The sequence below is a fragment of the Streptomyces sp. 142MFCol3.1 genome, from assembly GCF_000424945.1.
Classification (GTDB): domain Bacteria; phylum Actinomycetota; class Actinomycetes; order Streptomycetales; family Streptomycetaceae; genus Streptomyces; species Streptomyces siamensis.
In genome coordinates, this window is sequence record NZ_AUKV01000003.1 from 153,470 (window position 1) to 167,925 (window position 14,456).

Annotated in this window: 11 protein-coding genes; 2 read left to right on the plus strand and 9 right to left on the minus strand. The window is 72.6% G+C overall.

The window, feature by feature from the left end; translation table 11 throughout:
• The first annotated feature begins 124 nt into the window (after positions 1-124).
• Complete coding sequence (locus H305_RS0105315) at positions 125-2,104, plus strand: N-acetylmuramoyl-L-alanine amidase (RefSeq protein WP_028799501.1); 1,980 nt, start codon at positions 125-127, stop codon at positions 2,102-2,104.
• A 90-nt stretch (positions 2,105-2,194) separates the two neighbouring features.
• Here the strand turns inward: H305_RS0105315 and H305_RS0105320 are convergent, their stop codons facing one another.
• The 9 genes from H305_RS0105320 to H305_RS0105360 form a co-directional block, all read right to left on the minus strand.
• Positions 2,195-2,692, minus strand: a complete 498-nt coding sequence (locus H305_RS0105320) for a hypothetical protein (protein WP_028799502.1) — start codon at positions 2,690-2,692, stop codon at positions 2,195-2,197.
• A gap of 170 nt (positions 2,693-2,862) precedes the next feature.
• Positions 2,863-5,766, minus strand: a complete 2,904-nt coding sequence (locus H305_RS0105325; protein ID WP_028799503.1) for an ATP-binding protein — start codon at positions 5,764-5,766, stop codon at positions 2,863-2,865.
• A gap of 178 nt (positions 5,767-5,944) precedes the next feature.
• On the minus strand, positions 5,945-6,544 hold the full coding sequence (locus tag H305_RS0105330) for a CGNR zinc finger domain-containing protein (RefSeq protein ID WP_028799504.1): 600 nt from the start codon (positions 6,542-6,544) through the stop codon (positions 5,945-5,947).
• A 519-nt stretch (positions 6,545-7,063) separates the two neighbouring features.
• Positions 7,064-7,969, minus strand: coding sequence for a universal stress protein (locus H305_RS0105335; protein WP_028799505.1), 906 nt, complete (start codon positions 7,967-7,969; stop codon positions 7,064-7,066).
• Positions 7,970-8,116: 147 nt separating this feature from the next.
• On the minus strand, positions 8,117-8,359 hold the full coding sequence (locus H305_RS0105340) for a DUF397 domain-containing protein (protein WP_028799506.1): 243 nt from the start codon (positions 8,357-8,359) through the stop codon (positions 8,117-8,119).
• Between the two features lie 83 nt (positions 8,360-8,442).
• On the minus strand, positions 8,443-9,609 hold the full coding sequence (locus H305_RS0105345; protein WP_028799507.1) for a thiolase domain-containing protein: 1,167 nt from the start codon (positions 9,607-9,609) through the stop codon (positions 8,443-8,445).
• On the minus strand, positions 9,606-10,661 hold the full coding sequence (locus H305_RS0105350) for a thiolase domain-containing protein (RefSeq protein ID WP_037762498.1): 1,056 nt from the start codon (positions 10,659-10,661) through the stop codon (positions 9,606-9,608). Before H305_RS0105350 ends, H305_RS0105345 begins: the two co-directional genes overlap by 4 nt.
• Positions 10,662-11,609, minus strand: coding sequence for a Zn-ribbon domain-containing OB-fold protein (locus H305_RS0105355; RefSeq protein ID WP_028799509.1), 948 nt, complete (start codon positions 11,607-11,609; stop codon positions 10,662-10,664). It abuts the gene before it with no gap.
• Positions 11,610-11,836: 227 nt separating this feature from the next.
• Positions 11,837-12,637 carry a crotonase/enoyl-CoA hydratase family protein gene (locus H305_RS0105360; RefSeq protein ID WP_028799510.1) on the minus strand — a complete coding sequence of 267 codons (801 nt, stop codon included), beginning with the start codon at positions 12,635-12,637 and terminating at the stop codon, positions 11,837-11,839.
• A 175-nt stretch (positions 12,638-12,812) separates the two neighbouring features.
• Between H305_RS0105360 and H305_RS0105365 the strand changes: the two genes are divergently transcribed.
• Entirely contained in the window at positions 12,813-14,432 is a 1,620-nt protein-coding gene (locus H305_RS0105365; protein ID WP_028799511.1) for an acyl-CoA synthetase, read from the plus strand.
• Positions 14,433-14,456 lie beyond the last annotated feature (24 nt).

Here is a 14,456-nt window from a genome sequence, read left to right on the forward strand (position 1 = left end):
ACCTGCGCTGACATGGGAAATCGCCTGCCAATGGGCATGATTGACGGATCGTCGGAGAGCCGGTAGCACTGACGCAGTTCGGCCCCGCACGCCCCACCGCGCCCGACCGTCCCAGGAGGCTGCATTGCCCAGGTCCGCCACCGCTCCCCAGGCCCCCAACAGGCGCAGACGCACGCGCAGGACGGCGGGCGCCGTCGCCTCCGCGGCGCTGCTGCTGCCGTTGCTCGGTGCCGCCCCGTCCGGTCAGGCCGAGGCGGAGTCCTCGGCGCGGCTCCAGCGCGCCTTCGCGGCCGCGGCCGCGGAGTACCACGTGCCGCAGAGCGTGCTGCTCGCCGTCTCCTATCTCCAGTCCCGCTGGGACGGGCACGACGGTGCGCCGAGCGTCACCGGCGGCTACGGCCCGATGCACCTGACCGACGCCCGGACGGCGATCGCGCGGGTCCCGCACCACAGCGACGGGACGGAGGACGCCCGCGGCGACAGCTCGCGCCCGGCCCGCGTCCCCACCGCGAAGCTGCCGGAGAGTTCCGAAATCCCCGACCGCCTGGAGACGTTGCCGAAGGCGGCCGGGCTGACCGGTCTGCCTGCCGAGGCGCTGCGGACGGACGCGGCGGCGAACGTGGAGGGCGGTGCCGCGCTCCTCGCCGCGGCACAGCGGGACCTCGGCGAGCCGCTCAGCGCCGATGCGGCCGACTGGTACGGCGCCGTCGCGCGCTTCTCGGGCGCTGACGACAGTTCGACGGCGGCGACGTACGCACAGGACGTCTACGAGGTGATGCGCGAAGGCGCGGAGCGCACCACGGACTCCGGTCAGCGCGTCGAGCTCGCCGCCCAGCCGGCGCTCAGCCCCGACACGGCGACACTGCGGCCGGCCGGACTGCGGACAGCCTCCGCCGAGGGCACGGAGTGTCCCGCGGAGGTGTCCTGCGAATGGATCCCGGCTCCGTACGAGGAGTTCGGGGACGGCGACTACGGCAACCACGACCTCGGCGACCGGCCGGGGGCGCAAAGCATCAAGTACATCGTCGTCCATGACACCGAAGGCACCTGGGACGGTGTGCTGAACCTGGTGCAGGACCCCACGTACGTGTCGTGGAACTACACACTGCGTTCGACCGACGGTCACATCGCCCAGCACGTGAAGGCCAAGGACGTGGCCTGGCACGCGGGCAACTGGTACATCAACGCCAAGTCGATCGGCCTGGAGCACGAGGGCTTCCTCGCCTCGCCGGACGCCTGGTACACGGAGGAGATGTACCGTGCCTCGGCGCGGCTGGTGAAGTACCTGGCGAAGAAGTACTCCGTTCCACTGGACCGGCAGCACATCCTCGGGCACGAGAACGTGCCGGGCCCGACGGCCTCCACCATCCCGGGGATGCACACGGACCCGGGTCCGTACTGGGACTGGCAGCACTACTTCACCCTGCTCGGGCACCCCTTGCACCGGACCGTGAAGCAGGGCGGCGGGCTGGTGACCGTGCTGCCGGACTTCGACGAGAACCGTCCCGAGTACACGGGCTGCGTGACCAAGGGAGAGCCCTGCGCGGCGCACGGCTCCGGTGAGGTGCGGCTGCACACGCAGCCCGACGAGAACGCGCCGCTGGTCAAGGACATCGGCCTGTATCCGAGCGGCGCCGACTCGACCATCGACGTGAACGACATCGCCTCCCGCGTTTCCACGGGTCAGCAGTACGCGGTCGCGGAACGCGACGGCGACTGGACGGCGATCTGGTACCTGGGGCAGAAGGCCTGGTTCAAGAACCCGGCGAACAAGCCGACGGCGGTGAACGCGTCCGGGCTGGTCGTCACGCCCAAGGCCGGCCAGGCGGAGATCCCGGTGTACGGGCGTGCCTACCCGGAGAAGGAGGCGTACCCGGCGGGTGTGCCCGTCCAGGCGGTGTCGCCGCTGCCGTACAAGCTGCTCCAGGGCCAGCGGTACGCGGTGGGCGACAAGGTGCCGGGCGAGTACTTCTACTCGCCGACCTTCGACACGGCTCCGCACAAGGTCGTGATCGGCTCGGACATGTACTACGAGATCCAGTTCGGGCACCGGGTGGCGTTCGTCCGGGCCGTGGACGTGACCGTGCTCCCGTCACACTCGTGAGACGAGCGGCCGGGCCCGCCAAAAGCGGGCCCGGCCGTCCATGGGCCGGGGGCCACGGTCACCCCCGTTCGGTCGCCGGGCGCCCGGCGGTCAGCCCTGCTGGAAAAGCTCCGCCGGCAGCGGCTTCAGGAGGGCGTACAGGTCGTCCGTGATGGGGCGGTCCCAGGCGGCGATGGTCACCAGGACGTTGTCGCTGCGGTCGAACTGGACGCACGAGATGCGCGTCTCGGAGAGCTTCAGGCGCCGCACGATCATCAGGTTGTCGCCCTGCATCACCGGCATGTCCTCGGTTCCGGTGACGGTGACCTCTTCGTCGTTCTCCAGGGCGAGCAGCAGTTGGGCCACCTCGAAGGGGACCTCGCCCTCGGCGACGTCGCGGGCCGGTGAGCCCTCGGGCAGATTGCCGATGATCATCGCGGGGCCGCGGCCGCCGAACAGGTCGTAGCGCAGGAAGACGCCCTGGCAGCTGCCGTCGGGGGCGGGCAGCAGGCCCGCGCCGAGGTTGCCCGGCCAGTCGCCCGGGTCCATGGCCAGGACGTCGAAGTCGGGCCCGGCGGGCGTGGCGCTGCGGCGGCGGAGGAAGGACATGCCGCAATGGTACGTGCACGGGCGGGTGTCGGGCCTCGGGGCGCTCGACGCGGACCGGTGCGAAGGGGCCCGGTCCCGAGGTGTGGGCTGGGGTGTCGCCGCCGGTGACGGGACGGCTGTCGGCCGGGGCACGCCGACTGCCGTCCGGATCCCCGGGTCGGCCGTCCGGGTCAGCGTTCCGTCGCTTCTCCCAGGGCGGCGGGCAGCCCCGTCAGGTCCGTGCCGACCTTGCGGTAGACGGCCGACAGCAGACGTACGACGGTGGGCTCCTCGGTGCGCAGTTCCTCGGCGACCTGCGCCGTGGTCCGGCCCCGTACGGTGAGCGCGGCGGCGGTCCGCTCGCGGGCCGTGAGCGTGTCCGTCTCGGTGCCGTGCAGGCGGCGTGGGCGCAGTCCGGCGGCGGTGAGTTCGTCGCGTGCCTCCTCGACGAGGCCGTCGGCCCCGCACTGGACGGCGGCGTCGAGGCCTCGGTAGAGGTGTTCGGCGGCTTCCTCGGGGCGCCCGGCGCGCCGCAGTTCGGTGCCGAGCGCGACCAGGGCGCAGGCCAGTTCGTAGGCGGCCGGTGAGCGCTCCAGGTGCCAGACGGCCTCTTCGAGGAGTTTCACGCGGTGCGAACCGGTGGAGACGTCGGCGGCGGCGCGCAGCGCCTGGCCGATCCCTGAGGGCGCTCCGTACTGGCGGGCACGGTTCACCGCTTCGAGTGCAGTGGTGACGGCGCGTTCCGGTGCGTCGTGGCTCTCGGCCCGGGCGAGGTGGAGCTGCCAGGGGCACCAGGCGGGGTTGCGGATGCCGCGCGGGTCGAGGCGGCGCCCGGCGGAGGTCAGCTCGGCGGAGGCCTCCTTGAGAAGGCCGCGGGCGAGGAGCAGTTCGCCGTGCACTGTCTGGGCGTCGGGGAAGACGACGGCGGCGGGGAACGGCGCGCCGAAGGCGTAGTCCTCGGCGGTGCGCGCTGCCTCGGCGACCCGGCCACGGGCCAGCAGGACCTCGATGAGGACGCCCACCGCGTACCAGAGCGCCGGGACCCGGGGCCCGACCCGTTCGGCGAGCCGCAGACCCGCCCGCACGAAGTCCTCGGCCTCGGCGAGCCGGCCCCGGCGGTAGCGCAGGTAGGCGAGCAGGGTGTAGCCGAAGGAGAGGTGGGCGCCGTGCCAGCCCTGGGCCTCGAAGTCGGCGATCCCGGTGGCGAACAGTTCCTCGGTGCGGCCCGGGCGGTCGGCGTACATGAAGGTGAGGGCGACCAGGACGGGTACCTCGAAGCCGCGGTCGGCCTCGGCCCAGCCGAATCCGCCGGCCAGGGCGCGTTCGGCGTGGTGAAGGGCGACGTGGGCGGGCTCGCCGCGCAGGGTGGCGTCCCAGGCGCGCAGGCCGATGACGTACCGCTCGGTGAGGTCGCGTCCGGTGAGCCGGTCGGCGAGGCGGGCCAGACGGCGGGAGCGGGCGGGCGAGTCGGGTTCGTCGGCACGGAACGCGTCCCACATGAACTGCTCGGACTGCATGCGGAGGCGTACCCGGGCGTCACCCGTCTGGCGGATCTCGTGGGCGAGGGTCGCCGAGGCCTCGGCGAGGCGGTCGCTGTGGGCGAGGACCTGGGAGAGGCGGTAGACGGTGTTGTGGCGCAGCTCGGGGTCGGCGATGGGTTCTTCGAGTGCGGCCCGCAGATGGTTGACGGTGGTCGCCGGTTCGGTGAGCAGGGAGGCGCAGCCCAGTTCGTACAGGACGGCGGCCCGGTCCTCGAAGGGCGGCGGTTCGCGCAGGGCGCGGGCGAGGTAGCGGCGTGCGGCGTCGGGGGCTCCGGCGCGCTGGGTCTCGCGGGCGGCGGCACGCAGCTGCTGGACGATCCAGGTGTCTCCGTCGGGGTGGGTCTCCATGAGGTGGCGGGCGGCGGCCGACGGGCCGAGTCCCTCGTCGACGATGCACCAGGCGGCCTGGCCGTGCAGGGCGACGCGGACACCGCCGGGGATGGCGCGGTAGACGGCGGTGGCGATGAGGGGGTGGACGAATTCGAGCGTGCCCGCGGCGTTCAGTGCGCCGGTGAGGATGCGGGCGCCGCGCAGGGCGTCCGCGGCGTCGGCGGCTTCCTCGGGGCCGAGTCCGGCGACTGCGGCGGCGAGCGTGGGGTGGATCTCGGTGCCGAGCACGGCGCAGGCCCAGGCGAAGCGGACGGTGGAGGTGCCGAGGCGTTCTAGGCGGGCGATGAGGCCACTGCCCTTGACCGCGGCGGCGAGGTCGCGCAGCAGGTGTGCGCCGTCCTCGGTCGGGGTCAGTCCCCGGTCACGGACCTTCGCGGTCAGTTCGACCGCCTCGAAGGGGTTGCCCGCGGTGACGGCCCAGCACTCGCGGCAGAAGGCGTCGTCGGCCTGGTCACCGAGGTCCTCGCGCACGAGGCTGGCGACGGCCGCGGCGCTGAGCGGTTCGAGGCCGAGGGGGCGCTGGCCGGCGCGGCCGGGCAGTCCTCTGAACGCCTCGGCGTGGTCGGGGAGTTCGTCGGGCCGGTAGCCGACGACGAGGAGCAGCGGGAGCTGCTCGGCGCGGGGCGCGAAAGCGGCGAGCCAGCTCAGCGATTCGGCGTCGGCCCAGTGCGCGTCGTCGAGGACGAGGACCATCGGGGCGCGCTGCACCGCGAGGTGGGTGAGCACCCAGTCGAGTCCGTCGCGCAGGCCCTGCTGGTCGGGCGGGGCACCCTCGGAGGGCGCGCACAGCCCGAGCGCCGGTCCGACGATCGCGTACCAACTCCCCAGCGAGCTGCGGAGTTCGGACTCGGCGGCGCCGGCGAGCTGGGGCTGGAGGAGCTGGCGGGCCACGTGGAAGGCGACGTGCTGTTCCTGTTCGCCGCCGCGCGCGGACAGCACCGTGCATCCTTTGGCGGCGGCGCGGCGGCGTACTTCCGCGAGGAGGGTGGTCTTGCCGATCCCGGCTCGTCCGGCGAAGGCGAGGAGTGCGCCGCGCGGGCGGTCCGGCGGCTCACCTCCGTCCCTGCGCAGGCCGGTGAGCTCGCTCAACGCCTCTTCGACGGCGGCGAGTTCGTTCTCGCGCTCGAACATGGTCCGACGGCTGCGGACGGCGCGCTGTGTCATGATCCACCCCCTGCCACGGTGATGCAGCCGGCGCGGGGAGCGGGTGCGCACCGTGACGTTCAGGCACCTCAGCGTACGCCCGGATCTTCTCCGATGGGGTCGTTGGAGCAGGACTGACCACGAACGCGGGACGACATCCGGTGACCCGGCGCGCGTTCCGGCACCGAGGGGTCACTCATCAGGCGCTCGTGCGGTGTCGCGCGTGGTGGCGGGCGACCCGTGCCCGGTTGCCGCAGGACGGTTTGCACCACTCCTGTCGCGGGTGCTCCTTGATGAAGTACCGCACGCAGCGCGGCGCGTGGCAGGCACGCAGCCGCTGCCGCTCGGGGCCCGCGAGGAAGGCGAGGACGGCGTGGGCCAGCGTCGCGGTGAGCTCCGTCCGGCCGTCCGGAGACTCCTGTCGTACGACGGGGTCGGCGCCGTCGGCCCAGGACAGGACGGGGACGGTCGGGGTGCGGGCGGCGGCCGTGTTGAGCCGCTCGACCGCCTCGGGCAGGGGCAGCAGGCGGGCGGCGTCCGCGGGGCTGGGCTCGCCGGGGCGTACGGCGCGGGCGAACAGCGCCCGGACCGCCGCGCGCAGCTCACGCACCGCGCTCAGCGCGCGATCGTCGGCGACGTACGTCCGAGTGTCCGGCAGCAGTCCGGGGTGGTCCCTGACCCAGGCGGTGAGCCCGGCGGGTGCGGCCAGGTCGTCCGCGACTCCGCCGTTCCCGTCGTGCCGCACGGTCAGGGCGAGGTCGAGGGCGAGCCGTGCGTCGCCGCTGATCGAGTCGTCCATGTCACTAATGATAGGTCGGCCGGATTCCATTAGCACCTGGCGGTCGTCCCGGTCCGGACGGCGACACCGTCACCGGCGTGCCCGGCCCGGTCTCTGTCACCGGGGCTTCGGCGGCGCCACGAGCGCGCAGGGGCTTCGGCGGCGCCACGGGTACGCAGGGGATTCGGCGGCGCCACGGGTACGCAGGGGATTCGCCAGGTGCGCAGCGACTTCGGCGGCACCGCAGAACGCAGAGGCTTCGGCGGCACCGCAGAACGCAGAGGCTTCGGCGACACCGCGAGCGGGCAGAGGCTTCGGCGACACCGCAGGCACGCAGAGGCTTCACCGACACCGCTCGCGCGCAGAGGCCTCGACGACACCGCACGCACGCAGAGACCTCGGCCACGCCGCCGGCGCGCAGAGACGTCGGCGGGGCCGCCGGCGCGCCACGGCGGTCGCTGCCGCCCCGCCGGCCCGCGCCCCGGCGCGCCCCAGTCCCGCACCGGCTCTTTCACGCCGGGCCGCGGCACCACCGCGGCCTCAGCTCTCGTCGGCCCCGCTCGGCGGCACCACCGCCACCGGGCTCGCCGCGTGCAGCAGGACGGCCCGGGTGACCGAGCCCATCATCCGTGCGGGTGCGAGCAGGCGGCGCCGGTGCCGGCCCACGACGACGAGGTCCGCGTCCTTGGAGGCGGCGACGAGGTGGCCGGCCGCGTCGCCCGGCGCCACGGTCAGATCGACTTGGACGCCGGGGTGCCGTTTCCGGTGCGGGGCGACGAAGCCGTCGGCCAGGGTGCGGGTCTCGCCCTCGATGACGTCCCGGTCGGGAGCGGCGGGCACGAAGTCGCCGGGTGCGGACCAGATCTGGACCGGCCAGGGATAGGCGGCGATCACCTGGACGCGGGCCCCGCTCAGGCCCGCCTCCTCGAACGCGAAGGCGAGGGTGGCCTCGTCCGGACCGTCGACGTGGAGACCGACGACGACACGCGGCCCGGGTTCGGCGGCGGGCGCGTCGGGCACCTCGCGTCCGGGGCGCGGCACCACGACGACGGGGCATGCCGCGTCGGTGGCCACGGCCATGGAGGTGGAGCCGAGCAGCAGGCTCGCGAAACCGCCCCTGCCCCGCGAGCCGAGCACCAACAGCTGGGCTTCTGCGCCGAGTTCGGGCAGCACGGCGGTCGGGGCGCCCTCCAGGGCGACGTATTCCGGGCCGGGCGGCCCGGTCCGGTCGGCCAGGTGGGCGCTCACCTGGCCGAGCACCGGGTCGTCGGCGGGGTCCGGCGGGCCCGCGACCAGCACGTCGGGCTGCCCCCAGGGCGCGTACTGCCGCACGTGGACCACGCGCAGGGGCGCCTCGCGGGTCCGGGCCGCGGCGAACGCCAGTTCCAGGGCGCGCAGACTGTCGTCCGATCCGTCGACCGCCGCGATGACCGGCAGGGTACTCATGGAATCCTCGCCTCCGGCACAGACTTCCGATCTTCCTGGGGCCAGCCTGACGCAGGCCCGATCCCCAGGAAGGGCTCGTGGGCCGAGTGTCCGGAAAAAGGAGAAGGATTCACCTTCGGGCGCGTCACCCCGGAGTGACGCGCCGGCTCACGTCAGGTCGAACTCCCCCTCGCGCGCTCCCGAAACGAACGCTCCCCACTCCGCGGGCGTGAAGATCAACGAAGGGCTCTGCGGGCGGCCACTGTTGCGCATCGCGATGAAGCCCTCGACAAAGGCGATCTGGACGTCTCCCCGCCCTCGGCTGCTGGACTGCCACTCGGCGTTGCTGAGGTCCAGTTCCGGCTTGTCCCAGCCCGCGAGCGGGTGCTGCTCGATGGTGCTTTCGGCCACGTCCGTGCTCCTCCCGGTTCGTCGTCCGCCGCCAGCCTAGCGATCGGTCCGGGCGGCGGACAGGCCACGTGAGGGGGCCGGAATCAGGAGGCGGGGGGTGCGGAGCCGACCAGCCACATGGAGAAGAACTGGGAACCGCCCCCGTAGGCGTGCCCGAGGGCCCTGCGAGCGCCGTCGACCTGGTGTTCTCCGGCCTGTCCGCGCACCTGGAGGGCGGCCTCGGCGAACCGGATCATGCCGGAGGCACCGATCGGATTGGTGGAGAGGACGCCGCCCGACATGTTGACGGGCAGGTCTCCGTCGAGTTCGGTCACCCCGGACTCGGTGAGCTTCCAGCCCTCGCCCTCCTCGGCGAAACCGAGGTTCTCCAGCCACATGGGCTCGTACCAGGAGAACGGCACGTACATCTCCACGGCGTCGATGTCACGGCGTGGATCCGCGATGCCCGCCTGCCGGTAGACGTCCGCCGCGCAGTCCTTGCCGGCCTGCGGCGAGACGAAGTCCTTGCCCGCGAAGAGGGTGGGTTCGCTGCGCATCGCGCCGCCGTGCACCCACGCGGGCGGCGTCGGGGAGCGTTCCGCGCCCGCCCGGTCGGTGAGGACCATCGCGCAGGCGCCGTCGGAGGAGGGGCATGTCTCCGAGTAGCGGATCGGGTCCCACAGCATGGGCGAGGCCTGGACCTTCTCCAGGGTGATGTCGTGCTCGTGGAGGTGGGCGTAGGGGTTCTTGAGCGCGTTGCGGCGGTCCTTGTAGGCGACGAGGGAGCCGACCGTGTCGGGTGCGCCGGTGCGCCGCATGTAGGCGCGCACGTGCGGCGCGAAGAAGCCGCCCGCCCCGGCGAGCAGCGGCTGCTGGAAGGGGATGGGCAGGGACAGGCCCCACATCGCGTTGGACTCGGACTGTTTTTCGAAGGCGAGGGTCAGGACGGTGCCGTGGACGCGTCCGGCTACGAGGTTGGCGGCGACCAGAGCCGTCGAACCGCCGACGGAGCCGGCGGTATGCACCCGGAGCATGGGTTTGCCCACCGCGCCGAGCGCGTCGGCGAGGTAGAGCTCGGGCATCATGACGCCCTCGAAGAAGTCGGGGGCCTTGCCGATGACGACGGCGTCGATGTCGGCCCACGTCAGTCCGGCGTCGTCGAGTGCCCGCCGGGCGGCCTCGCGGACCAGGCCCGCGATGGAGACGTCCCTGCGGGCCGCCACGTGCTTGGTCTGGCCGATGCCTACGACGGCCACGGGCTCCTTGCTCATCGGGCGTCCCCTTCGAGTACGGCGACCAGGTTCTGCTGGAGGCAGGGACCTGAGGTGGCGTGGGCGAGTGCCCGGTCGGAGGCGCCGCGGTGGATACGGGCGGCTGCCTCGCCGATGCGGACGAGTCCGGCCGCCATGACGGGGTTGGCTGCGAGTGCGCCCCCGGACGGGTTGACGTCGACGCTGTCGTCGAGGCGCAGCGCCTTGCGCAGGACCACCTCCTGGGAGGTGAAGGGGGCGTGCAGCTCGGCCGTGTCGACGGGCCGTTCGAACGCGCCGGCCCGCTCGGCGGCCAGCCGCGTGGACGGCGAGTCGGTCAGATCGCGGACGCCGAGGCCGTGCGCCTCGATGCGGTGGTCGATGCCCCGGATCCAGGCGGGACGCTCGCACAGTTCACGGGCACGTTCGCCGGCCGCGAGGATCACGGCGGCGGCCCCGTCGCCGATCGGCGGGCAGTCGCCGGTGCGCAGGGGGCGTACGAGGTGGTCGCCATGGTCCACCGGACCGCTCAGCTGGGCATGGGGGTTGGCGGAGGCCGAGGCACGGCTGCGTGCGGCGATGCCTGCGAGCGAGGGCTCGTCGGTCTCGCCCGCGTCGATGAGTGCCTGCGCCTGGAGGGCGGCGAGGGCCACGGAGTCAGGCCACAGCGGGGCCAGGTAGTACGGGTCGAGCTGCCGCGTGAGGACGTCCCGCACGGAGCCGGGGGAGGATTTGCCGTACCCGTAGACGAGCGCGGTGTCGGCGTCGCCGGTGAGGAGTTTCGTCCACGCCTCGTAGAGGGCCCAGGCGCCGTCCATCTCGACGTGCGACTCGGAGATGGGGGGCCAGGCGCCGACCCCGTCGAGCGCCATGGTGAAGGAGAAGGCACGGCCCGCGAGGTAGTCGGAGGACCCGGAGCAGGTGAAGCCGATGTCGCCCGCTTTCAGGCCCGTCGCGTCGAGCACCTGGTGCAGGACCGGAAGGAGCATCTCCACCTCGGAGAGCTCGTCGCTGGTGCGCCGGTGGTCGGTCTGGGCGAACGCGACGACGGCAATGTCCCTGATGGGCCGCATCTACAACAGCTCCTTGTACGTCTCGTAGTCCGCGTCCGGTTCGCCGGTGGGCCGGTAGTGGTCGGGGTAACGGGCGCCCGGCGTCCACACCGGCTCCACACGCAGGCCCATGCGCACCTGGTCGTAGGCGATGCCGCCGATGCGGCCGTGCAGGGCGAGGTCGGCGCCGTCGAGGGCGATGTGCGCGTAGACGTAGGGCACTTCGATGTCGAGGTTCTTGGCCTTGATGTTGACGATGCAGTACGTGGTCACGGTGCCGCGGGGGCCCACCTCGACCTGTTCGCCGGTGGCGACTCCGCAGGTGGGGCACGCTCCCCGGGGCGGCACGTAGACCTTGCGGCACGACGGGCATCGTTCGCCGACGGTCCGCCGGCCGGACAGGGCGTGGATGTAGCCGGTCTGGGCCCGGCCGGGAGAGTAGACGTAGTCGAGGCGGGCCCGGGCGACGATGCCGGTCACCTTGTCCGCGAACTCACCGCTGTGGGCGGCGGGTTCCTCGCCCGTGGCACTGCCGTCGTACGGTTCGAAGCAGGCGATGTCGGTGATGGCACCGGAGCGTTCGGCGGCCCAGCGGACTCGGACGCGCATGCCGGTGCGTACGGCGTCGGGGCCGGGGGCGTCGAGGGCGTGCAGCAGGGCGGTGTCGGCGCCGTCGAGCCTGACCAGCACCCAGGCGAAGGGTGTGTCGAGGGGCTGGCCACGGCGGGGCTCGTGGTTCCAGGCCCAGGTGGTGACCGTGCCGGTGGGGGCGACCTCGACGAGGTCGCCGATCTCCTCGGCCGTGACGGGGTCGTACTCGACGGGCGGGACCAGTGTGCGGCCGTCGGCCGTCCGTACACCGAGCACGACGCGCTCGCGCAGGCCGGTGAGGAAGGCGCTCTGCACGGGGCCGAGCGAGCGGGTGAAGGGGAATTCGACGACGAGGGGGGCTTTGAGGACTTCGGGCATCCCGGATGTCTCCTTCGGAGGTCGGGCGTGCCGGCCGCGTGGGCCGGGCCGGGCGAACCCGGTGACGGACTTCGAGGACCGGGGCGCGCCGGTGAGGGGAGTCGGGTCCGGGCGGCCCCGGCGCTCGGGGCGGTGTGCCCCGATGCCGGGCCTCGGGCCCGAGTGCGGGCTCTGTCGTGCCCGTCCGTGCCGTTCCTCGGGGCGGCGCGCGGACGGGAGCCGCGGGTTCAGGCGCGCCGGTAGACGGGCGGACGTTTCTCGGCGAAGGCGCGTGCGCCCTCCTTGGCGTCGGCGGTGTCGAACACCGGCCAGCCGCGCTTGAGTTCGGCGGCCAGACCGTCGGTCTCGGTCATCTCGGCGGTCTCGTAGACCGCCGCCTTGACGGCTTCGACGGCGAGCGGACCACAGGCGTTGACGAGTTCGGCGATCTCCAGGGCCTTGTCGAGAGCCGTGCCGTCGGGGACGACGTGCCCGATCAGGCCGATGGCGACGGCCTCGCGCGCCGGGTAGGCGCGACCGGTGAGCAGCATCTCCAGGGCGTGCGTGCGTGGGATCTGGCGTTGCAGCCGGACCGTCGAGCCGCCGATCGGGAACAGACCGCGTCTGACCTCGAAGAGGCCGAAGGTCGCGGACTCCCCCGCGACGCGGATGTCGGTGCCCTGGAGGATCTCCGTGCCGCCCGCGACGCAGTGTCCTTCGACGGCGGCGATCACCGGCTTGCGGGGACGGTGGTGACGCAGCATCGCCTTCCAGTGCAGATCGGGGTCGGCCTTGAGCCGGTCCCGGTACTCCTGGCCCTCCATCCCCCTGCCCGCCAGCGCCTTGAGGTCCATGCCGGCGCAGAAGGCACCACCCGCCCCGGTGAGCACGACCGAGCGGATCGCGTCGTCCGCGTCGGCCTCGAGCCAGCCGTCGTACAGGCCGACCAGCATCGGCAGCGAGAGCGCGTTCTTGGCCTCGGGCCTGTTGAGCGTGAGCACCAGTGTGGCGCCTTCGCGCTGCACGGTGAGGTGTTCCGTCCCACCCATTGCCGTCCTCCCGTCTCAGGAACGAGAACAGGTTGCAGTAGGCGTGGAGTCAGTACAAGAGTTTTCTGACAGACAGTCAGATTTCTTCGCCAGGACCCTTCACAGTTGGGTCGGGCTTTGCTCTGATGACCGTCGAGCCGGGGGCAGCCACGGACGTTCGGCGTCAGGAGGAGCGGTGGAGTACAACCTTGCCGACCTGTTCGAGTCGGTCGTCGACGTCGTCCCGGACCGTGAGGCGCTCGTCTACGTCGACCACCCGGGCACGGGCGCGGAGCGCCGGCTGACCTACGCGCGGCTGGACGAGGCGGCGAACCGGATCGCCCACCATCTCGCCGACAGCGGCGTACGCCCGGGTGAGCATCTCGGCCTCCACCTCTACAACGGTGTCGAGTACATCCAGACCGTGCTCGGCTGCCTGAAGGCGCGGGTCGTCCCCGTCAACGTCAACTACCGCTATGTGGAGGAGGAGCTGGCCTACCTCTACCAGGACGCCGGCCTGACGGCCCTGGTCTTCGACGCGGAGTTCACCGACCGGGTGGCGGCCGCCCTGCCGCACGCCCCGGCGCTGCGGCACCTCGTGCGCGTGGGGGACGCTGCGCCCGGGGCGGCCGTGCTCGACGCCGTGGCGTTCGAGGACGCCGAGGCCGCGGCCTCCCCCGGCCGGGGCTTCCCGGCGCGCTCGGCGGACGACCAGTTCATCATCTACACCGGCGGCACCACCGGCATGCCCAAGGGCGTGATGTGGCGGCAGGAGGACCTGTTCTTCGCCGGGCTCGGCGGCGGCGCCCCGACGGGCGAGCCGGTCAGGAGGCCGGAGGAACTCGCCGAGCGGGTCGCGGCCGGAGGCGAGGGGATCACCTTCTTCCCCACCCCTCCGCTGATGCACGGGACATCGACGCTCACCGCGTTCATCGGCTTCAACTTCGGCCAGCGCGTGGTGCTCCACCGCAAGTTCGTGCCCGAGGAAGTCCTGCGGACCGTCGAGAAGGAGAGGGTGACCAGCATGTCCCTGGTCGGCGACGCGATGCTGCGGCCCCTCGTCGACGCGCTGAGCGGGCCCATGAAGGACACCGACTGCTCCGCCCTGTTCAGTGTCTCCTCCTCCGGCGCGATCATGTCGGACACGGTGCGCGAACAGTTCCAGGCACTCGTCCCGAACGTGATGCTGCTCAACAACTTCGGCTCCTCGGAATCCGGCTTCAACGGCACCGCCACGGCGGACTCCGGCCCGCGGCGCGGCTTCCGCGTGCAGGTCAACTCCCGTACGCAGGTGGTGGACCCGGTCACGCACGAGCCGGTCGCCGTCGGCGAGCCGGGCCGTATCGCCCAGCGCGGCCATGTGCCCCTCGGCTACTACAACGACCCCAAGAAGACCGCCGAGACCTTCTTCCGGCGGGGCGACGAGCGCTGGGTGCTGCTCGGCGACATGGCCACGGTCGACGAGGAGGGCATCGTCACCGTCCTCGGCCGCGGTTCGCAGTGCATCAACACCGGTGGCGAGAAGGTCTATCCGGAGGAGGTCGAGCAGGCGCTCAAGTCGCATCCGGACGTGTACGACGCCCTGGTCGCCGGCGTTCCCGACGAGAAGTGGGGCAGCCACGTGGCCGCCGTCGTCCAGCTCCGCGAGGGCGCGCCGCGACCGTCCCTGGAGGACATCCAGACGCACTGCCGCACCCGCCTGGCGGGCTACAAGATCCCCCGGCAGCTCGTGCTCGCGGACATCATCCAGCGCTCCCCCAGCGGCAAGGCGGACTACCGCTGGGCCCGGTCGGTCGTCGTGGAGGCGGCCCACTGACCTCACTCCGCAGTCTTTGCACGG